The organism is Streptomyces odontotermitis (genome assembly GCF_050510915.1).
Lineage (GTDB): Bacteria > Actinomycetota > Actinomycetes > Streptomycetales > Streptomycetaceae > Streptomyces.
The window spans coordinates 1-22,080 of sequence record NZ_JBNJLS010000016.1 but is presented as its reverse complement, the minus strand read 5'-3'; the positions used below and the strand labels follow the sequence as shown (position 1 = coordinate 22,080).

Sequence of the window (22,080 nt, the reverse complement as noted above, 5' to 3'; positions counted from 1 at the left end):
GGTGGGGCCCGGAGCGCATGCGAGCGCACCGGGCCCCACCGTCATGTCCGGCGTCAGCGCCGGGTCCGCACGCTCCAGCGCCCGTCCGTGCGCGCCAGCTCCACCGGGTGGTCGAAGCACTTGGTCACCAGGTCGCTGGTGAGCACCGACCCGACGGCGCCCGAGGCGAGCGCCCGCCCGTCCCGCAGCAGCAGCGCGTGCGACGTGCCGGACGGCAGCTCCTCCAGGTGATGGGTGACCAGGACCGTCGCGAGCTCCGGGTGCCCCTTCCGCAGCGCGTCCAGACTGTCCAACAGCCCCTCGCGGCCCGCCAGATCGAGCCCCGTCGCGGGCTCGTCGAGCAGGACGAGCTGCGGCTGCGGCATCAGCGAGCGGGCGATCAGGGCCCGACCGCGCTCACCCTGGGACAGCGTCGGCCAGCGCGCCCCGGACCGGTGCGCGAGCCCGAGCAGTGCGATCAGCTCGTCCGCCCGCCGTTGCTGCTCCGGCGTCGGCCGCCAGCGGGGGAGAGGCTCCACGCTGTTGGTCAGGCCCGTCAGGACGACGTGGCGCACGGACAGCGGGGAGCGCAGCGGGTGGCGCGGGTTCACATGACCCACGTACGTCCGCAGCTCCCGCAGATCGACGCTCCCAAGGCGTCGCCCGAGCACCTCGACGGAGCCGTGCGTGGGATGCGCGACCGCGCCGAGCAGGCTCAACAGGGTCGACTTTCCGGCCCCGTTGGCGCCCAGCAGCGCCCAGTGCTCGCCCGGCCGCACGGTGAGCGAGACGTCGTCCAGGATGGGGCGCCCGTCGCGCACGACCGTCACGTCCGTGGCCGCCAGTACGGGTGTCGCAGCCGCCGTGGCCGTCGCCGTCTCCGCTGTCGTCGTCGCCGTCGTCACCGTCCCGCCCCCGCCCGGTTCACGGCCGCCAGGACCGCGTGCACGGACGCCGTGAGCACGGAGGTGTCCCGGCCGGCACCCCAGTACGTCCCTCCCGCGTCCCCACCGACGCGGCACTCCGCGTACGCGACCGCCTCACTGCCCGGGCCCGCCGTGGTGGCGTGCTCGGAGTAGTCGAGGATGTCGACCGTGATGCCCGCCGCCGCGAGGGCGGCCACGAACGCCGACAGCGGACCGTTCCCCACCCCCTCGAAGTCCCCCGCCCTGTCGCCGACTTCGAGGGTGCAGACGAAGCGGTGCTCGCCGGTCGCCGGATCGCGGTCGACGGTCCACGAGGGCAGGCCCACGTGATCCCCGTCGGTCCCCGGCGCCAGATAGGTCGCCCGGAACAGCTCGTACAGCTCCTTCGGCGTCGCCTCGCGCCCGCTGTCGTCCGTCGCCTCCTGCACCACCCGCGAGAAGTCCGGCCGCAGCCGCCGCGGCAGGTCGAGGCCGTGGTGCTCGCGCAGCAGATACGCCATGCCGCCCTTGCCCGACTGGGAGTTGACGCGGATCACCGCCTCGTAACTGCGCCCGATGTCCGCCGGGTCGATCGGCAGATACGGCACCTCCCACGGCGCCTCGCTCTCCGCCACCCCCCACTCGGCCGCCCTCACCGCGTGGTGGGCGAAGCCCTTGCTGATCGCGTCCTGATGGGTGCCGGAGAACGCGGTGTGGGTGAGCTCGCCCGCGTACGGGTGGCGGGGGTGCACGGGGATGCGGTTGCAGTGCTCGACGACGTCCCGCACGGCGTCGATGTCGGAGAAGTCGACCATCGGGTCCACGCCCTGCGCGTACAGGTTGAGCGCCAGCGTCACGAGGTCGACGTTCCCCGTCCGCTCGCCGTTGCCGAACAGGCACCCCTCCACGCGCTGCGCGCCCGCAAGGACGGCGAGTTCGGCGCAGGCCACGCCGGTGCCGCGGTCGTTGTGCGGGTGCACGGACAGAATGACGGAGTCGCGTCGGGCCAGATTCCGGTGCATGTACTCAATCTGATCCGCGTACACGTTCGGTGTGGCGATCTCGACAGTGGCCGGAAGGTTGTGCGTGACGGGCCGCTCCGGCCGTGCGTCCCACAACTCGCTCACCATGTCGCAGAGTTCGATGACGTAGTCGGGCTCGGTGAGGTTGAAGGTCTCCGGCGAGAACTGGAACCTGATGTCGGCACCCGGCCGCTCGGCGGCCAGCCGCGCCATGCGCTCCGCGGCCTCCCGCACGGTGGCGGCCACGGCCTCCCGGTCCCTCCCCAGCACGACGTCGCGCCACACGGGCGAGGTGGCGATGTACAGGTGCACCACGGCGCGCGGCAGCCCGTCGATGGACTCGAAGGTCCGGTCGATGAGGTCGGGCCTGGCCGGGGTGAAGACGACGGGCGTGACGTCGTCGGGCACGGCGCCGGAGGCGCAGAGCGAGACGACGTGACGGACGAAGTCGAAATCGGTCCGGGACGCGGACGGATAGCCGATCTCGATCTCCTTGAACCCCCTCCGCACCAGCAGGTCGAAGAGCCGCCGCTTGCGCTCGGTGTCCATCGGCTCGACGAGCGCCTGATTGCCGTCGCGCAGGTCGACGGGGACCCAGAGGGGAGCTTCGGTGATGCGATTGCCGGGCCAACTCCGCTCCTCCACGGGGACATCGACCCGCTCCTCGTAGGGGCGGTAGCGGTGGAAGGGCATGGCGCTCGGGCGCTGCGGATTCCAGGGGTACGCGGGATCTACGGGATTCATGAGTGCGGCCTCTGCTCGGTCGTGGTGGTGGCGTGACGACCGGCAGCACGGCACCCCGCGGCGGGGTGCCGGTCGCGTCAGGCCCCGCCGCGGCGGCCGAGAAGGAGACCACGGAAGATCATGCGGCTACACTAACCACAGCTCAGGTCCTCAGACAAGTACTCCTCAGACAAGTTGGTGCCCAAGGTGCCCTCGCCCTCATCCGCTTCCTCGCTCGGCGCTCTCCGCCCCAGCCCGCTGGTCGAACAGGCCGCGGCACGCCTGCGCGCCCAGATCGCCGAGGGCCACTGGCCGGTCGGCAGCAAGCTGCCCGGCGAGACGACGCTCGCGAAGGAGCTCGGCGTGGGCCGCTCCACGGTCCGCGAGGCCCTCCGCGCCCTCGCGGGCGCCGGCCTGGTGCGGGCCCGGCAGGGGGCAGGGGTCTTCGTCACGGCGACGGAGGCGAAGGAGGACTGGCCGACTCGCCTGCGCAGGGCGGCAGTTGAGGATGTGTACGAGGTGCGGATGCTGGTCGAGGTCCAGGCGGCCCGCCTCGCTGCGCACCGCCGCACGGACGCGGACGTCGAGGCGATGACAACGGCGCTGGAGGGCCGCAGGGCGGCGTCCGCGGGCCCCGACCCGGCCTTCGTCGACGCCGACATCGCCCTGCACGCGGCGGTGGTGGCGGCCGCCCACAACCCCGTACTCACCGACCTCTTCGCCGAGTTCGCCCCGGCGCTGCGGGAGGGCCTCATCGCCCTGCTGGACCTGACGGGCGTACGCGCGGACGAGTCCAACCACGGGCACGAGGCGCACGAGGCGCTCGTACGGGCGGTGGCGGAGGGGGACGCGGAGGAGGCGGAGCGGGCGGCGCGGACGGAACTGGAGGCGACGATGGGGCGGTTGGGCGGCCGTTGACCCGTACGGGCCCCATCGGCCCCATTGGCCCCATCGGCCCGGCCGGGCCGCCGGAATAGCCGGAAGCCCGGCGAGGTTGCTGCTCCCCGTACGGACTGCGACGGATCGTGAAAGGGCACTCCCATGAAGATCGGCATCATCGGCGCGGGCAACATCGGCGGCAACCTCACCCGCCGTCTCACCGCGCTCGGCCACGACGTGTCCGTCGCGAACTCGCGAGGACCGCACACCCTCACCGCGCTCGCCGAGGAAACCGGGGCCAAGGCCGTCGCCGCCACGGAGGCGGCCGTCGGCGCCCAGGTCGTCGTGGTCACCATCCCGCTGAAGGCCGTGCCCGACCTGCCCGCGGGCATCCTCGACGGGGCGGCCGAGAACGTCGTCGTCATCGACACCGGCAACTACTACCCGCAGCAGCGGGACGGCAGGATCGCCGCCATCGAGGACGGCCTGACCGAGAGCCGCTGGACCGAGCAGCAGCTCGGCCACCCGGTCGTGAAGGCGTTCAACGGCACCTACGCCGAGGACATCCTCGACAAGTCGCTCCCCAAGGGGACCCCGGGCCGCGTCGCCCTGCCGGTCTCCGGCGACGACGAGGCGGCCAAGCGGGTCGTACGGGCGCTCATCGACGAACTCGGCTTCGACACCGTCGACAACGGCGGCCTCGACGACTCCTGGCGCCAGCAGCCGGGCACGCCGGTGTACGGCAACAGGGGTGACGTCGAGACGATCACGAAGGCACTCGCGGGGGCGTCCCCGGAGCGCACGGCGGAGTGGCGGGCCTGACCGCAGGGACCCAACGGCGGTGCGGCGCTAGGGAGTTGCCCAGTCCCGGAGCGCCTCCTCGTCGTCGAAGGCCGCGACGTCCTTGTCCAGCGGCGTCGACGTGTACTGGTGGATCGTCCACTTCGCCTTGATGCGGGGCTTGCCCGCCGTGACGTAGTCGGCGATCCACAGGCCGTCGCCCGCGTACGACGTGGAGTCGCGGTTCAGCCAGAAATCGCGCGAACAGTACAACAGGCACCGGTGGTCCGGCCGCAGCCTCTTCACCTCCCGGATGAAGCGGTCCTTCTCCGCGTTCGTGGCCGCCGTATGGTCCCCTGTCCACTCCCAGTCCACCGCCAGCAGATCCCCCTCCTTCTCCGGCGCCTTCTTCACGAAGTACTCCGCCTGCGCCGCGATGTTGCCCGGCCACAGGAAGTGGTAGAAGCCGACGACGCAGCCGCCGTCGCGGGCGCGTTTCGTCTGGGAGGTCAGGCGTGGATTCACGTAACTGCGCCCCTCCGTCGCCTTGATGAAGACGAAGGAGAGGCCGTCGGTGTCGAAGGAGGACTGGTAGGAACTGACGTCGATGCCACGGATCATGGGCGTCTCCCGGGCTGGGAGGAGGCCGGGCGGTGAACCTCCTGGGTTTCCTAGTGGTTCCCGGAGCCGCGCCCCTCCACCCCCGAACGCCTGACTCCGTTTCGCCCGGCATCGGTGGGTACCCGGAGTTACGCCGGAATGCAGGGGTGGCCTTCCCCGCGCCCCCTGACGCCCCTGCGCGCTACTCGCTGCGCAGGGAGAACGTGTGGCCCGCCGGGTCCGAGTACAGCCTGCAGTCGTGCAGGCCCTCGTTCTCCTTGGTGTCCAGGGGGCGGCCGCCGAGGTCGAAGATCTGGCGCTCGACCGCGTCCATGTCCTCGCGGGGGACGAGGAATTGGAGGTGTGCCTGCTGGGAGTCGTCGGGGCGCGGCCAGCTCGGTGGGGCGGCGCCGTTGTCGCGCCGGAACGCGAGGCGGGTGCCGCCGCGTCCGGTGATCTCGATCCGGGCGAGCTCACGCTCCTCCGGTACCTCGGCGCCGAGCAGCCGCGCGTAGAACTCCGCGAGCTGTTCGGGCTCGGCGGTGTCCAGCACGAGCACGGCCTGAGACACCGTCGCCTCGTTATGAGCCAGGGATTCCACGGCGGCCTCCCGCGTACGTCAACTGAGCCTGAAAGCCCACGAGTTGTGGTCGCCCTGACGGGTTCCCGCGGAACGCTCACCCATGCTCGGGCCGGACCGGCACGTGCTCAGCATTCGATGATGTTGACGGCGAGGCCGCCGCGGGCGGTTTCCTTGTATTTGACGCTCATGTCGGCGCCGGTGTCCTTCATGGTCTTGATGACCTTGTCGAGGGAGACCTTGTGGGAGCCGTCGCCGCGCAGGGCCATCTTGGCGGCGGTGACGGCCTTGACGGCGGCCATGCCGTTGCGTTCGATGCAGGGGATCTGGACGAGGCCGCCGACGGGGTCGCAGGTGAGGCCGAGGTTGTGTTCCATGCCGATCTCGGCGGCGTTCTCGACCTGTTCGGGGGAGCCGCCGAGGACTTCGGCGAGGGCGCCTGCGGCCATGGAGCAGGCGGAGCCGACTTCGCCCTGGCAGCCGACCTCGGCGCCGGAGATGGAGGCGTTCTCCTTGAAGAGCATGCCGATGGCGCCCGCGGCGAGCAGGAAGCGGATGACGCCTTCTTCCTTTTCTGTCTCGGAGGCGGCGCCGGCGCCGAAGTTGACGTAGTAGTGCAGGACGGCGGGGATGATGCCGGCGGCGCCGTTGGTGGGGGCGGTGACGACGCGGCCGCCTGCGGCGTTCTCCTCGTTGACGGCCATGGCGTAGAGGGTGATCCATTCCATGGCGCGGGCCTGGGGGTCGCCCTCGGCGCGCAGCTGGCGGGCGGAGGTGGCGGCGCGGCGGCGGACCTTGAGGCCGCCGGGCAGGATGCCCTCGCGCGACATGCCGCGGCTGACGCATGCCTGCATGACGCGCCAGATGTCCAGCAGGCCGGAGCGGATCTCGTCCTCGGTGCGCCATGCCTTCTCGTTCTCCAGCATCAGCGAGGAGATGGACAGGCCGGTCTCCTGGGCGCGGACGAGCAGTTCGGCGCCGGTGCGGAAGGGGTATTTCAGGATGGTGTCGTCGGGGACGATCGGGTTCTCGCCCGCGTTGCCCTCTCCGGAAATGACGGCCTCGTCGACGACGAAGCCGCCGCCCACGGAGTAGTAGGTCTTCTCCAGCAGAAGCGTTCCGGCGGCGTCGTGGGCGGCGACGGTCATGCCGTTGGCGTGGTAGGGCAGTGCCTTGCGGCGGTGCAGGACCAGGTCCTCGTCGAAGTCGAAGGTGATGTCGTGGGTGCCGAGGATGTTGAGGCGGCCGCTGTGCTTGATGTCCTCGACGCGGTCGTCGGCCTTCTCCACGTCCACGGTGCGGGGGGACTCGCCCTCCAGGCCGAGCAGGACCGCCTTGGGGGTGCCGTGACCGTGGCCGGTGGCGCCCAGGGAGCCGTAGAGCTCGGCGCGGATGGTGGCGGTGCGCTGGAGCAGGTCCTCGTTCTTGAGGCGGCGGGCGAAGAGGGCGGCGGCGCGCATCGGGCCGACCGTGTGGGAGCTGGACGGGCCGATGCCGATCGAGAACAGGTCGAAGACCGAGATGGCCACGGGGAACTCCAAGGGTGGTTGGTAGACGCCGTTGTCTGCCGGGGTCGTGCAGAGGTGACGCTCAGGCGGTGCATGGGGTGCATGGGCAGGGGCACCGCGCGCGCTGGTCTCTCTGATTCCAGTGTGCGCGGTGCCCCGAAGGTTCGTACGTACGCAAGGGTACGTAATCCTTGCGGAACCCTTACAGGCCGGGGTAGAGCGGGTGCTTCTCGGCCAGAGCGGTCACCCGGGCGCGGAGCGCGGCCGCGTCAGTACCCTCGAAGGGAGCGGGCGCCTTGAGGGTCTCGGCGATCACGTCGGCGACCTCGCGGAAGTCGTCGGCCTCGAAGCCGCGCGTGGCGAGCGCCGGGGTGCCGATCCGCAGGCCCGAGGTGACCATCGGGGGGCGCGGGTCGTTCGGGACCGCGTTGCGGTTGACCGTGATGCCGACCTCGTGGAGGCGGTCCTCGGCCTGCTGGCCGTCGAGCTCGCTGTTGCGCAGGTCGACGAGGACCAGGTGCACGTCGGTGCCGCCCGACAGGACGTCCACGCCGGCGGCCTTGGCGTCGTCCTGGACGAGGCGCTCGGCCAGGATGCGGGCGCCGTCCAGGGTGCGCTGCTGGCGCTCCTTGAACTCCTCCGAGGCGGCGACCTTGAAGGAGACGGCCTTGGCGGCGATCACGTGCTCCAGGGGGCCGCCCTGGAAGCCGGGGAAGACCGCGGAGTTCAGCTTCTTCGCGAATTCCTTGTCGCGGGCCAGGATGATGCCGCCGCGCGGGCCGCCGAGGGTCTTGTGCGTGGTGGAGGTGACCACGTCCGCGTAGGGCACCGGGTTCGGGTGCAGCCCGGCGGCGACGAGACCGGCGAAGTGCGCCATGTCGACCCACAGCTTCGCGCCGACCTCGTCGGCGATCCGGCGGAACTCGGCGAAGTCCAGCTGGCGCGGGTAGGCGGACCAGCCCGCGATGATCACCTTGGGGCTGTTCTCCTTGGCGAGGCGCTCGACCTCGGCCATGTCGACCAGGCCGGCCTCGTCCACGTGGTACGCGACCACGTTGAACTGCTTGCCGGAGAAGTTCAGGCGCATCCCGTGGGTGAGGTGCCCGCCGTGCGCCAGGTCCAGGCCGAGGATCGTGTCGCCGGGCTGGGCGATCGCGAAGAGGGCGGCCTGGTTGGCGGAGGCGCCGGAGTGCGGCTGGACGTTGGCGTATTCGGCGCCGAACAGGTCCTTGACCCGGTCGATCGCGATCTGCTCGGTGACGTCGACGTGCTCACAGCCGCCGTAGTAGCGGCGGCCGGGGTAGCCCTCGGCGTACTTGTTGGTGAGGACCGTGCCCTGGGCCTCCATGACGGCGACCGGAGCGAAGTTCTCCGAGGCGATCATCTCCAGGGTGGACTGCTGGCGGTGGAGCTCGGCGTCGACGGCGGCGGCGACGTCCGGGTCCAGCTCGTGGAGGGGGGTGTTCAGAAGCGACATGCCTATACGTCCTTAGGAGGCAGGAGACTCAGGAGCCGGAGAACTCGGTGTACTCGTCCGCGGAGAGCAGGTCGTCCGGCTCGCCCGCGACACGCACCTTGAAGAGCCAACCGCCCTCGAAGGGCGCGGAGTTCACCAGCGACGGGTCGTCCACGACGTCCTGGTTGGCCGCGACGACCTCGCCGGACACCGGGGAGTACAGGTCGCTGACGGACTTCGTCGACTCGAGCTCGCCGCAGGTCTCGCCCGCGGTGACGGTGTCGCCGACCTCGGGGAGCTGGGCGAAGACGACGTCACCGAGCGCGTTGGCCGCGTGCTCCGTGATGCCGACCGTCGCGACGCCGTCCTCGGCGGGCGACAGCCACTCGTGTTCCTTGCTGTAGCGCAGCTGCTGGGGGTTGCTCATGCCTGAATTCTCCTGTACGCGGGCGTGTGCTGGTGAACAAGGGAAAGCTGGGAGACGGCGGGCGCCGTCACGTGCGGCGCCCCACGGTCACTTCTGGCGCTTGTAGAACGGCAGCGCCACGACTTCGTACGGCTCGTGGGTGCCGCGGATGTCGACGCCGACTCCGGTGGTGCCGGGCTCGGCGTGCGCGGCGTCCACGTACGCCATGGCGATCGGCTTGCCCAGGGTGGGGGACGGGGCGCCGGAGGTGACCTCGCCGATGACCTGGCCGTCCGCGACGACCGGCATGCCGGCGCGCGGGACGCGGCGGCCCTCGGCGATCAGGCCGACGAGCTTGCGCGGGGGAGCGGACTCGGCGCGCTCGGCGGCGGCGCTGAGCGCGGCGCGGCCCACGAAGGTGTCGGACTGCGAGGTCTTCTCGAACTTCACGACGCGGCCGAGACCGGCGTCGAAGGGGGTGAGCGCGGTGGTGAGCTCGTGCCCGTACAGCGGCATGCCCGCCTCCAGGCGCAGCGTGTCGCGGCAGGAGAGGCCGCAGGGCACGAGGCCCTTGGCCGCGCCCGCGTCGGTGAGCGCCTGCCAGAGCTTCTCGGCGTCGCCGGGGGCGACGAAGAGCTCGAAGCCGTCCTCGCCGGTGTAGCCGGTGCGGGCGATCAGGGCGGGGACGCCGGCGACGGTGCCGGGCAGGCCCGCGTAGTACTTGAGGCCGTCGAGGTCGGCGTCGGTGACGGAGGCGAGGATGCCGGGGGACTCGGGGCCCTGGACGGCGAGCAGCGCGTAGGCCTCGCGGTCGTCGCGGACCGTGGCGTCGAACGCCGCGGCGCGCTCGGTGAGGGCGTCCAGGACGGTCTGGGCGTTGCCCGCGTTGGCGACGACCATGTACTCGGGGGCCTCGGCCTCGCCCAGGCGGTAGACGATCAGGTCGTCGAGGATGCCGCCGTTCTCGTCGACGATCATCGTGTAGCGGGCGCGGCCGACGCCGATGGAGCCGATGTTGCCGACCAGCGCGTGGTTGAGGAAGTCCACGGCCTGGGGGCCGAAGACGGTGATCTCACCCATGTGGGACAGGTCGAAGAGCCCGGCCTTGGTGCGCACGGCGTTGTGCTCGTCGCGCTCGCTGGCGTACCGCAGCGGCATGTCCCAGCCCGCGAAGTCGGTCATGGTCGCGCCGAGCGAACGATGCAGCGCATCGAGGGCGGTGTGGCGTACGGCGTTGCTCATGAGTGAAGGCTCCCAGGGCATGCATGACGGCGAGGTTGGTTTCCTCCCCATCTGTCATGGAACCTGAGAGGTTCGCCTCGGTCCGGGGTCACCGGGACGTCGGCTTGCACCTTGGGTGGGGCGGCCCAGGGGGCGGCCCGCTTTTCAGATGTGCCTCGCCCACGCGGTACGGGGCCTGAGAGATTCAAGGGAGGAACTTGCTCCTTCGGCGCCCCGGATCCGTATCACCTACCGACGAAGCGGTAGTGCGGTACAGGGGTCCGGGAACTCTCCCGCGCGGATTCAAGCGGCCGGTATGGAGTTGGCGCGCACATCATTGCATGCGGGGGCGCACGCCGGGGAGCTGCGGTCGAACAGCGGAGCCCTTGTGCGGCATTACCTTCTCTTTACACTCGATGGGGAAGGGCGGGAGACCAGTGACGTGTGACCGCATGGGGAGGCCGATCACGGTGCGCAAGGCGAGTGTCTACGCGACGACGACGGGGGCTCTGCTGCCCGGGCAGGCGGGTGCCCCGGCCCACGAGTGCTGCGCGCCGGACGCCGCGGCACCGCCGCTGCCCCGGCCGGTGGTCCGCGACCTGCGGGCCCGTGCGGGCCGCAGCCCGCACCGGCTCGCCTTCGCCCAGGGCGACTTGGTGGTGGTGTCGGGTCTTCCGGGCAGCGGCAAGTCCACGCTGATGCGGCGCGCGGCCGCGGCCGGGCGCATCGACTCCCAGGACACCCGCGACCGCTGGGCGCACCGGATGCCGCGCCTGCTCCCGTACGCGCTCTACCGCCCCCTCGTCCGCCTCTCCCACTACGCGGGCCTGCGCCGGGCGCTGCGCTCCGGCGAGAGCGTCGTGGTGCACGACTGCGGTACGCAGGCGTGGGTGCGCGGGTGGCTCGCGCGCGAGGCCGAGCGCCGGGGCTCCGCCCTCCATCTGCTCCTCCTGGACGTCCCCGAGGCCACGGCCCTCAAGGGCCAGCGGGAGCGGGGCAGAGGCGTCTCGCGGTACGCCTTCGCACGGCATCGCAGGATGGTGGGGCGCCTGGTGGCCGCGACCGAGAGGGGGGAGCTGCCCCGGGGATGCGGGTCCGCTGTGCTCCTTGACCGGGAGGCGGCGGGGGCGCTGAGGAGGATCGGGTTCACGCGCTGACAGGACGACGAGGCCCGCACCGTCGAACGGTGCGGGCCTCGTCGTTGTTCGGGCGGGCGGGCGCCGTCAGAACGGCAGACCCGGGATCTTCGGGAAGCCCGGCACGGCGGGCGTCGTCGCGGGCGGCGTGGTGGCCGGAGTCTCCGGCATGCCCGGGATCTTCGGCAGGCCCGGGACCTCCGGCAGCTTCGGCAGGTCCTTCGTGAGCTTGCCGAGGCCGATCTGGATCAGCAGGTCCACCGCGAGCTGCGGGACCGCGTTGAGGGCGACGACGAGGCCGAGGAGGTCACCCTTCATCGCCGCCTGGACCAGGACATCCGTCTGCTTCTTCAGCTTGGCCTGCGCCGCCTTGACCGGGTCGTCGCCCTTCGGGGGCGTCGGCTCCGGGTCGGCGGCGCGCACGGCGCCGGTCGCGGCGAGCACCCCGTCCAGGGCGGCGTCGACGGCGGCGCGGTCGGCCGGGCCGACCGAGTCGTCGGCGGCGCGGTCGGCGAGCCGGTCGATCGCGTCGTACAGCGCGTCGAAGCCCTGCTCGACGCGGAGCGCCCGCTGGTCGTCGACGGAGGCGGTGGCCGCGCTCGCGGGGGCGGCGAGGGCGAGGGAGCCCGCGGCGCCGGCGAAGAGGGACAGGGAGACGGCGAGCGCGGTGGCGGACTTGCTGAGTCGCATGGGGAGGGTCCTTCCGTGGGGGTGGGGTGTTCGGTGTTCCTGTGGGTGGGTGGGGACTACTGCGCCGGCGTGGTGCTGGCCGGAGGTTCGGGGGCTGGGGGCAGCGAGTCGATGAAGTTGCCGAGGCCGACGGCGAACAGCAGGTCGTTCGCCGCCTTCGGCACGGTCTGCAGGGCGAGGAAGACCTTGAACCAGTCGCCGTCCGAGGCCGCGTCGATGAGGCCCTGGACCTCCTTCTTCAAGGTCTTGCGGGCCTCGCCCGGCCAGGTGCCGGGCTCCTCGCCGGGCGGGGTCGGCTCGCCGAGCACCGTGTCCAGCTCGGCGCTGACCTTCTCCAGGGCGTCCGGGTTGATCCAGCCGCCGAACGAGGTGTCGAGCAGGTACTGGCAGGCTTCGAGGAGCGACTCCAGGTCCTGCACGGTCCGGGGCACGGTGGGGCGGGCGATGTCGGTGGAGCTTCTGGCAGGGGCCGCACCCACCGCACCGGCCGGGGCGGCCGCCCCGAGGATCAGGGCGCCGCAGACGGACGCGCTGACGACGAGCGAGGCGGTCCTGAGCGGAGTCATGGGGGGACCTTTCGGCGGTGGGGGCGGGATGGGGTTGTACGGCCACCCTCGAAGCGGTCCCTACGGTCCGCAACCAGACAGATGCGGAGCGTGTCCATTTGGGTGCACGCGGCCCCCGTCGCGGCGACCGGCGTTAGGGTTCGAGCCGCAGGCAGAGCGGTACGCGAGCAGGGGTTGAGCGATGGACATTCCGGCGCAGGCACACGCCCATCCATATGGCGGATGGCCGGGCAACGAACTCGAGGAGGTGCTCGCGGCGTCGCTCGGCGGCGCGGCGCCGGCGCCGTCGACGGGGGCCCGCATCGTCGAGGTCCTCGGGCGCAGCCACATCTGGATCCCGCTGCCCAGGGGCGGCGGCCCCGACAGTGCGACGCTCGACCTGCCGACGCTGGAGATCGACGGCCAGGCGTATGTCCCGGTCTTCTCCTCCGAGGAGCAGTTCCAGCAGGTCACGGGCGGCCGCATGGGGTGCACGGTGGCGCCCGCGGTGGAGTTCGCGCGCGGACTGCCCCCGCAGCTCGGCATCGCCGTGAACCCGGAGGGCACCGTGGGCGTCCCGCTGCCCCCGCCCGCCGTCGCCGAGCTGTGCCGGGCCGGGCGCACCGAGCTCGACGGGCCCGCGAGCGGCGGCCGGGTGCAGCTCTACGAGCCGGACTGGCAGCACGACCCGGTGGACTTCCTGACCGCCGCGGCCCGCGAGTTCGAGGCGACCGGCGTGGTGCGCACCGCGCGCCGCTGTCTGGCCCGCATCGAGGACGGCGACCCCACCCTGTTCGTCGGCGTCGAGCTGACCACCTGGGACGGCGACGCCCGCGAGCGGCCCATGGCGGCGCTCGGCCGCGCCCTGGCCCAGGTTCCGGTCGGCTGGCCGGTGAACCTCGTGCTCCTCGACGTGGCGCAGGACCCGGTGGGGGACTGGCTGCGTGAGCGGGTGCGGCCCTTCCATCAGACGGCCGCCGATCACCTGCACCAAGTGGCGTCCGAGCAGCCCGCGTTCCAGCCGCCGGGCCACACCGAGTGAGCACCGAGGACTCCGTACGCCAAGTCGGTGTCAGGATCGCCGCTTAAGCTGGTTTCATGACCCGGTCGGCGCGCGGCCGTACACAGCGCGCTGTCGTGCCACCGTCGCGAGAGATGTGCCGGGTTCGTCGGAAGAGTCATGAAGGGGCGGTTACGGGTGAGTGCGTCGGGCACGGCTGCGGCCGGTCAGGTCGAGCACATGCTGCGCCAGGTGACGCCGGGGCGTTATGACGCGTACGAGGCACTGCTGCGCGCCCTCGCCGCCGACCAGGTGTGGATGCTGCTCTGGCACGGCCAGGCCGGTTCCCCCGACGCCCAGTACGGCAACATGGAGGTCGAGGGCCTCGGCTACGCGCCCTGTGTGACCTCCGCCCAGGAGCTCTCCGCCAGCGGCTGGAACAGGAGTTACGAGGTGGTGAGCGGCCTCGACGTCGCCCGCACCCTCTTCCCCGACCACTACGGCCTGTGGCTCAACCCGCACGCGCCCGGCGGCGGCGTCGGCATTCCGTGGCTCGATCTGCGCCGCATCGCGACGGGCCTGGACCTGGTGCCCGCGGGCCCGCTGCGGCTGACCGAGCCGAGCATCGAAATCCCCCAGTTCTGGGCCCTGTTGGCGCAGACCGCGCACCGCACGCCCGCCGTGCGCTCGCTGCGCCGCGCCTGGGTGCAGCCCTCGCTCGGCGCCCCGTACCTGGCGATCGGGCTCGACGTGTACGACACGTCGCCGGCGTCGGTCGACGCGGTGCGCGCCATGATGCAGCAGTCGATCGCCGCGGTCCCGGACGGTCTGCCCGTCTCGACGGTCGCGATGTCGGACGCGTACGACCCGGTGGCGATGTGGCTGCGCGCCAACGCCCGACCGTTCTACGACCGGGAGGCCCAGGCGGCCCCCGCGCCCGCCCCCGCGGGGTACGGCTATCCGCCGCCGCACGGCGCCGCGCCGCGTTCCTACTGAGGCGGCCGGGGCGCAATTCTTCGGCTGGTAATTACTGCTCGCATTCGGTGACGGCCGCGTGACGGTGCCGTGACGTGCGGCCCTTTACATTCTCCGGTGATTTAGCAACTCAACGTGCGGGCAAGGTAATTACCCTTTCTACGGTGTGACGTGCGTCACATTGACAGTCTTGATTCCGGCCGGGAATGCTTCTTGCGAAAAGTCGCACTGCCACCTTGACCGGGGGATATCAAGGTGCACTTCCGCGCCCTTCATCCAGCCCTTCGTCTCAGAATCGCCGTGGGATTTGTCGAGCGATTTCTGAACACGATCATCACGCCGCTCATGGCCATTTACCTGGCCGCCGAGGTCGGCGCCGCACTGGCCGGTCTGCTCATTCTGGTGGCCGTGGGGATCTCGGTCCTCGCGAGCCTCCTTGGCGGACCGGTCGCGGATGCCTTCGGGCGCCGCGGGCCGCTCGTCGCGGGGACGGGCGGAGTGGCGCTCTCCTTCGGCGGAATGGCGCTCTTCAGCTCGCCATGGATCAATTCGGCGGCCGGCGTCTATCTCTTCTATGTGCTCAATACCTCGCTGGGCAGCTTCGCGCTGCCCGCGAACGAGGCGATGATCGTCGACACGACGACGTCCGAGGAGCGCAAGGGCGTCTACACACTGCAGTACTGGTCGGTCAATGTGGCCCTCGCCGCCGGCGCCGTCGTCGGCGGGTTCCTCTACGCCGACTTCTTCGCCGCCATGCTCGCCGCCGCCGCGCTCATCGCCGGCGCCGCCGCCCTGGTCAGCCTGCGGCTGCTGACCGAGACGGCGCCGCCACGCCCCGCAAAGGAGCCGCCGCCGGTGCCCCGCGAGGTGCTGCGGCCGCGCCGGCTCGTCGCCGGGTACGCCCAGGTGCTGCGCGACTCCCTGTTCCTGCGCCTGGTCCTGGGCATGACGCTGTGGCTCGGCATCGAGCTGCAGATGACCGGCTATGTCGCCGTGCGGCTCGCCGAGGAGCTGCGGCCCCAGGACTTCTGGGGGCTGCACCTCGACGGCTACCGGCTGCTCGGCATTCTCCGCGCGGAGAACACCATCCTCATCGTCGTGCTCGCCTTCTTCTCGGAACGGCTGCTGCGCGAACTGCCGGACTCCAGACGGGCTTACTGGGGAATCGCGCTCTTCGGGGCGGGAATGGCGGCGCTCGGAGTCAGCAATTCCGTCGTGCTGCTCATCCTCTCCGTGGCGGCCCTGACGGTCGGTGAGCTGATGCACATTCCCGTCATGCAGGCGATGCTCGCCGATCTGGTGCCGGAGCACGCCCGCACGACCTATCTCGCCGTGTTCAAGATGAGCATTCAGGGCGGACTCATCATCGCGTCCGTCGGGCTGAGCGCCAGCGCGCTCCTTCCGCCCTGGGGAATGGCCGCGTCGTTCGCCGTGATGGCGGCGCTCATCGTCGTTTCCTACCGGCCCGTGATCGCGCGGCATCTCCAACTGGCCGCTGCCGAAGTTTGATTCAGGAAAGAGAACCCGCATGCCCGCAGTTCCCCTGCACAACGTGCACATCCTTGTCTTCAACCGGTGGCGTGACAAATACGCGGACTACCTCACCTATGTCGACCACACCGCCTGCGCCGTCACCTATGTCACCACCGAGATCGGCCGCTCCGCGGTCCCGGAGGAGGCCGCCCACGTCCTGGTCGTCGACGACCCCACCGACTACGCCGCGGTCCGCGCGGCACTCGACCCCGTCGTCACCCGCTTCGGATTACCCGAGGCCGTCGTCGCGCTCCAGGAGAGCGACCTCGCCGTCGCGGCCCGGCTGCGCGCCGACTTCGGCTCGCGCGGACGGCTCCCCGAGGAGCTGCACCACTTCCTCGACAAGGAGGCGATGCTCGCGGCCGCCCGCCGCACCGGCGTCGCCACCCCCGCCTCCCACCTCGCGACCTCGCCCGGCGAAGTGGAGAAGTTCGCCTCCGAGTACGGCTGGCCGGTCGTCGCCAAGCGGCTGCAGGGCCGGGCCAGCACCGGCATCCGGCGCCTCGAAGGCCCCGACGACGCCGCGCAGTTGACCATCGACGCCGCGCAGCCCGTCCTCGTCCAGGAGTATCTGGACCACCGGGTGTACCACGTCGACGGCATCTACACCGGCCAGGACCTCGGTCCCTGGCGCCTGTCCACGTACGAGAACGTGCCGGGCGCCGCGACCACCGGTCCGCTCGCCTTCATGATGGGGGAGCCCGTCGGCTCCGTGGAGGTCGACGACCCGGCGGTCAACGCCGTGGTGGAGGACTTCCTGCGCACCGTCGTGCCCGGCATGTCCACCAAGCCCTGGGTCTTCCACCTGGAGCTGTTCCTCGCCGAGCGCGACGGCCGGCCCACGTGTGTGTTCCTGGAGGTCGGCTGCCGTCCCGGCGGCGGGGACATCCCCTTCGTCTGGCGCGAGGTGCACGGAGTCGACCTGATGGAGCTGGAGTTCCACCTCCAGTGCGACGTCCTGCCGCGCCTGCGCCCGTTCCCGGCGGACGAGCCCGTCGGCGGCTGCCTCCTCGTCCCGCTCACCGGGCCCCGGCCCTGCCGCATCGTCAGCGCCCCCTCGATGACGGGCGCCGAAGGGCCGTACGCCGAGGTCCTGCCCGAGCCCGGTGCCGTGGTGCCGGACCTGCGCGGGACGTACGAGTTCATCGGCGGCCGGTTCCGCTACCGGGGCCGGACCACCGCCGAGGTCACCCGGCAGGTCCTCGACACGGCGGACCGCTACCGCGTGCACTGCGCGCCCGTCGAGAACGCCGACTCCCGGACCGCGGAGGTGAGTTGAGATGGCAGAGACACGCGTCGCGGTGATCGGCGGCCAGGCCGACATCCTGCGGGCCGCGGCCTCGTACGGCCTCGACACCGTCCTGTTCCACGCCCCGGGCAAGGCGGGACCGGAGTCGGCGAAGCTGTGCGAACGGGTCGTCGACGTCGACCTCCTGGACGAGGAGGCCATCGCCGCCGAGGTCCGCAAGGCCCACGCCGAGCGGCCCTTCCGCCGCGTCCTCACCCTCACCGAGCCCGGCCTCGTCCCGGCCGCCCGGCTCAACGCGGAGCTCGGCCTCGGCGGCAACAGCCCGCGCACCGCCGTCCTGCTCAAGGACAAGTCCGCGATGCGCGGCCTCCTCGACTCCGTCGGCCTGTCCCCGGTGCGCCACCGCATGGTGCGCGGGGCGGCCCAACTCGCGGCCTTCGTCGCGGGGTTGGGAGGTCCCGCCATCGTCAAGCCGCCGGACCACGGCGGCAGCGCCGACGTCCACCGCGTCGAGGGTCCGGCCGACGCCGCCCGCGTCTGGCGGGAGGTCGAGCGCGGCGGGCGCGGCCGGATGCTGGCGGAGGAGTATCTGGAGGGGCCCGAGGTCAGCCTGGAGGCGTTCTCGTACGAGGGGCGGCACACCGTCGTCGCGATCACCGACAAGCTGCTCGGTCCGCGCTTCATCGAGTTCGGCCAGGCCGTGCCCGCCGCGCTCACCCCTCAACTCGCCGCCGAGTGCACCGAGCTGACGGAGCGTCTGCTGGACTTTGTGGGCCTGACCGAGGGCCCCACGCACACCGAGCTCAAGCTCACCCCGGCGGGCCCCCGGATCCTGGAGTCCCACAACCGCACCGGCGGCGACAGCATCCCCGAACTGGTGCGGCTCACCTATGGAGTGGACCTGATCCGGCTCGCCGTCGGAGTGCCCCTCGGCCTGACCGCGTGGGACCACACGGCGCCGCCCCCGGTGGGCGGAGCGGCCGTCCGGTTCATCGCGGCCGAGCCGGGGACGGTCACCGCCGTCGAGGTCCCGCGCACCCTGCGGGACGGCGTGAGCCTGGACCTTAAGGCCGAGCCGGGCCTGGTCGTGCCGCCCCTGACCTGGTCGGTCGACCGGGTCTGCGGCGAGGTCGTGGCCACGGGGCGCAGCGCGGCCGAGGCGGTCGGGCGGTGCGAACTGACGCTGCAGGACATACGGGTCGTCACGGCGCCCACGCGGACCGGCGACCGGACGACGGAGGGGGAGCGATGACAGACACCACCGGTACGCCGGACGGAGCGAGGGCGGGCGCCGCCGACACACCACCGAGGTTCACCGTCGTCGGCGCCGGGCTCGCCGGCTCGCTCATGGCCCTCTACCTGGGGCGGCGCGGCTACCGCGTCACCGTGTACGAGCGCCGGGCCGACCTGCGCTCGCAGCCCGACGACGGGCAGGGCCGCTCCATCAACCTGGGCCTGTCCGCGCGCGGCATCCGGGCCCTCGACCAGGTCGGCCTCCTCGAACGGCTGTGGCCGCTGACCGTGCCGATGCGCGGCCGCGTCATCCACCGGCCGGGCGCCGCACCGGCGTTCCAGGCGTACGGGACCGAGGAGAGCCAGATCCTCCACTCGGTCCTGCGCAGCGACCTCAACCGCCTCCTCATCGACGCCGCCGAGGCCCTGCCGAACGTCCGCTTCGTCTTTCGCACCCGGCTCACCGGGCTCGACAAGGACCAGGCGTGCGCGTACGTCACCGACGCGGCCACCGGCGAGGAACGCGCCGTCACGGCCGACGCCGTCATCGGCGCCGACGGGGTGTACTCGGCGGTCCGCCGCCACCTCCACAGCGGTGAACGCGCCGATGTGCACCAGGAGTTCATGGACTGGGGCTACAAGGAGCTGACCATCCCGGCCGCGCCCGACGGCTCCGCGCAGGTCCGGATCGAGGCGCTGCACATCTGGCCGGGCGGTGCGGGGCTCATCGTCGCGCACCCCAACCGCGACAACTCCCTGACCGGCACGCTCTTCCTGCCCTTCGAGGGCGAGGAGAGCTTCGCCACCCTGACCACCCCGGAGGCCGTCCTCACCTTCTTCCGCGCCCGCTTCCCCGACGCGGAGGAGCTCATCCCCGACCTGCTCAAGGAGTTCGACGCCAACCCGGTCGGCACGCTGGTCTGCGTCCGCACCCGGCCCTGGCAGCACCGGGGCCGGGCCGTCCTCATCGGCGACGCCGCGCACGCCGTCTACCCCTTCTACGGGCAGGGCATGAACTCCTCCTTCGAGGACTGCCTGGAACTCGACGCCTGCATCGGCCGCCACCCGGGCCGACTGGACGCCGCCTTCCGGGAGTTCGAGGAGGCGCGCAAGCGCCACACCGACGTCCTCAACGAACTCTCCAAACAGAACTTCGTGGAGCTCCGCGACCGCCTCGCCTCCCCGCTCCATGTCGCCCTGAAAAAGGCCGACCTGGCGCTCAGCAAGGTCTTCCCGACCGCGTGGCAGCCGCTCTACACGATGGTCTCGCACACCACGATGCCGTACGGCGACGCCCTGGAGCGCGCCCGCCGGCAGGACACCGTACTGAAGGTGCTCGCCGCCGCGACGGCCGCGGGCACCGCTCTCGCCCTCCACCGCCTCGTACGCAAGGCCGTACGCACTCCGAGCTCCGCTCCGAGTCCCACTTCGAAGGACATGAGGTAATCCGTGCTGATCGACTGGTCCTATCCCGAACGGCTGCTCCTCGAACTCGCCGACCTCCCGCGCGACCCGCTGCCCGAGGCGGTGCGCGGCCACGAGGACGCCTTCCGCACGGTCGCGCGCTGGGCGAGCGAGTACCTCACCAACCCGCACCCGGAGCTCGGCCGCCGCGGCCCCGTCTGCCCCTTCGCCCAGGGCTCCATGGACCGCGGCACCTTCTACCTCGGCCTGTACCGGGGGGTGCCCGACGACCTCGGGGTGGTGGCGTCGACCCTCACGTACTACCGGGACTGGTTCCTGGAGATGGGGCCCGCCGGACTCTCCGCGGCCCAGTTCCGGACCATCCTGGTGCTCTTCCCCGACGTGCCGCCCGCCGACCTGACCCGCTTCATCGACGCCAGCCAGGAGGCCCTGAAGATCGACTACGTCTCGCACGGGCTGATGATCGGGGAGTTCCACGACGCCCCGCCCCAGAAGGCCGGCCTCTGGAACGACGACTTCCGGCCGCTGCACAGCCCCGTGCCGCTGCTCGCCATCCGCTACATGGTCCCGACCGACCTGCCGTTCCTGGCGCACGACCGCGACTACATGGAGGCGTACCTGGCGCGCTTCCCGTACGACGACATCCCCACGCGGCTGCGCAAGAAGGTCGACGAGGCGGCGGCCGCGCACGGTCTGACCCCCATGAGCGAGAGGAGGACCTGTGCCGCTCGTACCGGACCCTGAGGAACTGCGCCGCCATACGCAGACCAACGAGGCCCCGGCCGCCTACCTGGACTTCATCGGGGCGGTCTCCTTCCGGGCCGCGGGCGCCGCCTTCCGGCTCGGCGTCTTCGAGGAGCTGCACGCGGGCCCGCTCGGCGCGGCGGAGCTCGCGGCGCGCACGGCCACCGACGAGCGCGGCCTCACGGTGCTCCTGGACGCGCTGGTGAGCTTCGGCTACCTGACACGCCAGGAGGGTGGCTACGCGAACACGGCGGCGACCGACACCTGGCTGCGCCGCGACGCCCCCGACGACTACGCGAGCGCCTTCTCGTTCTGGCAGGCGGTGATCGGCGACCTCTGGACGGACCTGGAGGAATCGGTGCGCAAGGGGCGCCGGGCCGTCGACTTCTACTCCTGGATCGAGCAACGCCCGGACACGCTCCGCCAGTTCCAGACGATGCTCACCGGCCTGGCCGAGTCCCTGAAGGACGACGTGGTGGACCTGGTTCCGGTCCCCGGAAAGGCGAGGCGCCTCCTCGACATCGGCGGCGGCCACGCCCGCTACGCCCTGGCGTTCTGCCGCCGCCACCCGCGGCTGCACGCGACCCTGGTGGACCTGCCGGGTGCGCTGGCGATCGGCGCGGAGGCGATAGGGAGGGCGGGCCTGCGAGACCGCTTCACGCTCCGCGAAGGGGACTGGCTGAGCGCCGACTTCGGCACCGGACACGATGTGGCGCTGCTCTTCAACGTCCTGCACGGCAACGGAGCCGAGGAGAACAAGGCTCTGCTGCGCGCCACCGCGTCGGCGGTCGCCCCCGGCGGGACGGTGGCCCTCCTGGAACCTCTCCCCGACGTCGACCGCTCGGCGGGCCGCCTCGGCGAGGCCCACGTCCGGCTCTTCAGCCTCAACCTGTTCCATACGCAGGGAGGCCGCACCTACGGCTTCGAGGAGTACGCGCAGTGGCTCGCGGAGGCCGGGTTCGTCCGGCCCCGGCGCCAGGTCCTGGCCGCGGCGCCGACGGAGTGCGTGATCGTGGCGACGCGGGCGGGGCCGTGAGGGACCTGGGTTCGAACGAGGGTGCCGCACCATCTTTGGTGCGGCACCCTCGTCGACAGCTACTTCATTACGAGCCCCCGTCAGGTCCTTTGGTGATGTTTGACGCGGCCTCAGAGTGAAGCCTGATTCCCCGGCTCCTCGCGACCCGGTGTACGTCGCGCAGTGACTCAGTCAGACGGGCGGCAAGGAAGTGTAGTTCAGTTGATGTGACTGAGGGCTGCTGGAGCAAGTCGTCTGCGTGGTCCATTAGTTCGGAGGCCATGCCCAATTGGACAGCTTCGACTTGATCAGCGACCGCGGACACGTATCCGCCCTCGCCATCGGTGCTCAGGTAGCACGCCTTACCCCCCTCCCCGGTCCAGGGGAGCAGGCGTAGGGCGGGGGCGACATGCTGGGTCATGAGCCCTCCTCCATACCGTGGATCAGGTGAGGACCTACGTCGATACTGTGTGCGC

General features: G+C 71.5%; 21 protein-coding genes and 2 riboswitches. Of the genes, 11 read left to right on the top strand and 10 right to left on the bottom strand.

All coding sequences use genetic code 11. From position 1 onward, the window contains the following. Positions 1-53: 53 nt before the first annotated feature. On the bottom strand, positions 54-884 hold the full coding sequence (locus tag ACQB60_RS32565) for an ABC transporter ATP-binding protein (protein WP_496929706.1): 831 nt from the start codon (positions 882-884) through the stop codon (positions 54-56). After that, the gene (gene leuA / locus ACQB60_RS32560) at positions 881-2,650 is read right to left on the bottom strand and encodes a 2-isopropylmalate synthase (RefSeq protein ID WP_496929705.1); all 1,770 of its coding nucleotides are present in this window, start codon (positions 2,648-2,650) and stop codon (positions 881-883) included. Before leuA ends, ACQB60_RS32565 begins: the two co-directional genes overlap by 4 nt. Positions 2,651-2,836: 186 nt before the next feature. Between leuA and ACQB60_RS32555 the strand changes: the two genes are divergently transcribed. Both ACQB60_RS32555 and ACQB60_RS32550 read left to right on the top strand, forming a co-directional pair. Beyond that, positions 2,837-3,547 (top strand): FadR/GntR family transcriptional regulator, encoded by a 711-nt coding sequence (locus ACQB60_RS32555; protein WP_496929704.1) that lies wholly within the window; start codon positions 2,837-2,839, stop codon positions 3,545-3,547. Between the two features lie 123 nt (positions 3,548-3,670). Continuing rightward, positions 3,671-4,330 (top strand): NADPH-dependent F420 reductase, encoded by a 660-nt coding sequence (locus ACQB60_RS32550; protein WP_496929703.1) that lies wholly within the window; start codon positions 3,671-3,673, stop codon positions 4,328-4,330. A 27-nt stretch (positions 4,331-4,357) separates the two neighbouring features. Here ACQB60_RS32550 and ACQB60_RS32545 read toward each other — a convergent pair whose 3' ends face one another. From ACQB60_RS32545 to gcvT, 6 genes are all read right to left on the bottom strand, one after another. Next, positions 4,358-4,909, bottom strand: coding sequence for a glycoside hydrolase family 25 protein (locus ACQB60_RS32545; protein WP_496929702.1), 552 nt, complete (start codon positions 4,907-4,909; stop codon positions 4,358-4,360). Between the two features lie 181 nt (positions 4,910-5,090). Next, on the bottom strand, positions 5,091-5,459 hold the full coding sequence (locus ACQB60_RS32540) for a VOC family protein (protein WP_496929701.1): 369 nt from the start codon (positions 5,457-5,459) through the stop codon (positions 5,091-5,093). Between the two features lie 137 nt (positions 5,460-5,596). Then, positions 5,597-6,997 (bottom strand): L-serine ammonia-lyase, encoded by a 1,401-nt coding sequence (locus ACQB60_RS32535; RefSeq protein WP_496929841.1) that lies wholly within the window; start codon positions 6,995-6,997, stop codon positions 5,597-5,599. Between the two features lie 181 nt (positions 6,998-7,178). Next, positions 7,179-8,453 carry a serine hydroxymethyltransferase gene (gene glyA, locus ACQB60_RS32530; RefSeq protein WP_496929700.1) on the bottom strand — a complete coding sequence of 425 codons (1,275 nt, stop codon included), beginning with the start codon at positions 8,451-8,453 and terminating at the stop codon, positions 7,179-7,181. A 28-nt stretch (positions 8,454-8,481) separates the two neighbouring features. After that, positions 8,482-8,859: a glycine cleavage system protein GcvH gene (gene gcvH / locus ACQB60_RS32525; RefSeq protein WP_496929699.1), complete on the bottom strand. Its 378-nt coding sequence runs from the start codon at positions 8,857-8,859 to the stop codon at positions 8,482-8,484. Between the two features lie 87 nt (positions 8,860-8,946). Beyond that, entirely contained in the window at positions 8,947-10,080 is a 1,134-nt protein-coding gene (gene gcvT / locus ACQB60_RS32520) for a glycine cleavage system aminomethyltransferase GcvT (RefSeq protein ID WP_496929698.1), read from the bottom strand. A 41-nt stretch (positions 10,081-10,121) separates the two neighbouring features. After that, positions 10,122-10,234, bottom strand: a riboswitch (glycine riboswitch). Next, positions 10,235-10,365, bottom strand: a riboswitch (glycine riboswitch). Positions 10,366-10,523: 158 nt separating this feature from the next. On the opposite strand from gcvT, the gene ACQB60_RS32515 reads away from it, so the two are divergent. After that, the gene (locus ACQB60_RS32515) at positions 10,524-11,216 is read left to right on the top strand and encodes an AAA family ATPase (protein WP_496929840.1); all 693 of its coding nucleotides are present in this window, start codon (positions 10,524-10,526) and stop codon (positions 11,214-11,216) included. 66 nt (positions 11,217-11,282) lie between these two features. Here ACQB60_RS32515 and ACQB60_RS32510 read toward each other — a convergent pair whose 3' ends face one another. Together ACQB60_RS32510 and ACQB60_RS32505 are read right to left on the bottom strand one after the other, a co-directional pair. Next, positions 11,283-11,885, bottom strand: a complete 603-nt coding sequence (locus tag ACQB60_RS32510; RefSeq protein WP_496929697.1) for a hypothetical protein — start codon at positions 11,883-11,885, stop codon at positions 11,283-11,285. Positions 11,886-11,941: 56 nt separating this feature from the next. Continuing rightward, on the bottom strand, positions 11,942-12,451 hold the full coding sequence (locus tag ACQB60_RS32505; protein WP_496929696.1) for a hypothetical protein: 510 nt from the start codon (positions 12,449-12,451) through the stop codon (positions 11,942-11,944). 181 nt (positions 12,452-12,632) lie between these two features. Between ACQB60_RS32505 and ACQB60_RS32500 the strand changes: the two genes are divergently transcribed. The 8 genes from ACQB60_RS32500 (at position 12,633) to ACQB60_RS32465 (ending at position 21,625) form a co-directional block, all read left to right on the top strand. Further along, complete coding sequence (locus ACQB60_RS32500) at positions 12,633-13,472, top strand: enhanced serine sensitivity protein SseB (RefSeq protein WP_496929695.1); 840 nt, start codon at positions 12,633-12,635, stop codon at positions 13,470-13,472. Positions 13,473-13,628: 156 nt separating this feature from the next. After that, positions 13,629-14,426 (top strand): enhanced serine sensitivity protein SseB C-terminal domain-containing protein, encoded by a 798-nt coding sequence (locus tag ACQB60_RS32495; RefSeq protein ID WP_496929694.1) that lies wholly within the window; start codon positions 13,629-13,631, stop codon positions 14,424-14,426. A 234-nt stretch (positions 14,427-14,660) separates the two neighbouring features. Then, complete coding sequence (locus ACQB60_RS32490; protein WP_496929693.1) at positions 14,661-15,914, top strand: MFS transporter; 1,254 nt, start codon at positions 14,661-14,663, stop codon at positions 15,912-15,914. A 19-nt stretch (positions 15,915-15,933) separates the two neighbouring features. Then, positions 15,934-17,217 carry an ATP-grasp domain-containing protein gene (locus tag ACQB60_RS32485; RefSeq protein WP_496929692.1) on the top strand — a complete coding sequence of 428 codons (1,284 nt, stop codon included), beginning with the start codon at positions 15,934-15,936 and terminating at the stop codon, positions 17,215-17,217. Position 17,218: 1 nt separating this feature from the next. Then, positions 17,219-18,439, top strand: coding sequence for an ATP-grasp domain-containing protein (locus ACQB60_RS32480; RefSeq protein WP_496929691.1), 1,221 nt, complete (start codon positions 17,219-17,221; stop codon positions 18,437-18,439). After that, complete coding sequence (locus tag ACQB60_RS32475) at positions 18,436-19,866, top strand: FAD-dependent oxidoreductase (RefSeq protein ID WP_496929690.1); 1,431 nt, start codon at positions 18,436-18,438, stop codon at positions 19,864-19,866. Before ACQB60_RS32480 ends, ACQB60_RS32475 begins: the two co-directional genes overlap by 4 nt. Before the next feature lie 3 nt (positions 19,867-19,869). Next, positions 19,870-20,589 (top strand): DUF6875 domain-containing protein, encoded by a 720-nt coding sequence (locus tag ACQB60_RS32470; protein WP_496929689.1) that lies wholly within the window; start codon positions 19,870-19,872, stop codon positions 20,587-20,589. Further along, positions 20,567-21,625, top strand: a complete 1,059-nt coding sequence (locus ACQB60_RS32465; protein WP_496929688.1) for a methyltransferase — start codon at positions 20,567-20,569, stop codon at positions 21,623-21,625. The genes ACQB60_RS32470 and ACQB60_RS32465 overlap by 23 nt, the downstream gene beginning before the upstream one ends. The last annotated feature ends 455 nt before the right edge of the window (positions 21,626-22,080 follow it).

What these genes read in the sequence shown, in the direction of transcription:
- ACQB60_RS32480 (WP_496929691.1), top strand. Translation starts at nt 17,219, where the DNA reads ATGGCAGAGACACGCGTCGCGGTGATCGGCGGCCAGGCCGACATCCTG.
- ACQB60_RS32475 (WP_496929690.1), top strand. Translation starts at nt 18,436, where the DNA reads ATGACAGACACCACCGGTACGCCGGACGGAGCGAGGGCGGGCGCCGCC.
- ACQB60_RS32500 (WP_496929695.1), top strand. Translation starts at nt 12,633, where the DNA reads ATGGACATTCCGGCGCAGGCACACGCCCATCCATATGGCGGATGGCCG.
- ACQB60_RS32545 (WP_496929702.1), bottom strand. Translation starts at nt 4,909, where the DNA reads ATGATCCGTGGCATCGACGTCAGTTCCTACCAGTCCTCCTTCGACACC.
- ACQB60_RS32510 (WP_496929697.1), bottom strand. Translation starts at nt 11,885, where the DNA reads ATGCGACTCAGCAAGTCCGCCACCGCGCTCGCCGTCTCCCTGTCCCTC.
- leuA (WP_496929705.1), bottom strand. Translation starts at nt 2,650, where the DNA reads ATGAATCCCGTAGATCCCGCGTACCCCTGGAATCCGCAGCGCCCGAGC.
- glyA (WP_496929700.1), bottom strand. Translation starts at nt 8,453, where the DNA reads ATGTCGCTTCTGAACACCCCCCTCCACGAGCTGGACCCGGACGTCGCC.
- gcvH (WP_496929699.1), bottom strand. Translation starts at nt 8,859, where the DNA reads ATGAGCAACCCCCAGCAGCTGCGCTACAGCAAGGAACACGAGTGGCTG.
- ACQB60_RS32505 (WP_496929696.1), bottom strand. Translation starts at nt 12,451, where the DNA reads ATGACTCCGCTCAGGACCGCCTCGCTCGTCGTCAGCGCGTCCGTCTGC.
- ACQB60_RS32550 (WP_496929703.1), top strand. Translation starts at nt 3,671, where the DNA reads ATGAAGATCGGCATCATCGGCGCGGGCAACATCGGCGGCAACCTCACC.
- ACQB60_RS32485 (WP_496929692.1), top strand. Translation starts at nt 15,934, where the DNA reads ATGCCCGCAGTTCCCCTGCACAACGTGCACATCCTTGTCTTCAACCGG.
- gcvT (WP_496929698.1), bottom strand. Translation starts at nt 10,080, where the DNA reads ATGAGCAACGCCGTACGCCACACCGCCCTCGATGCGCTGCATCGTTCG.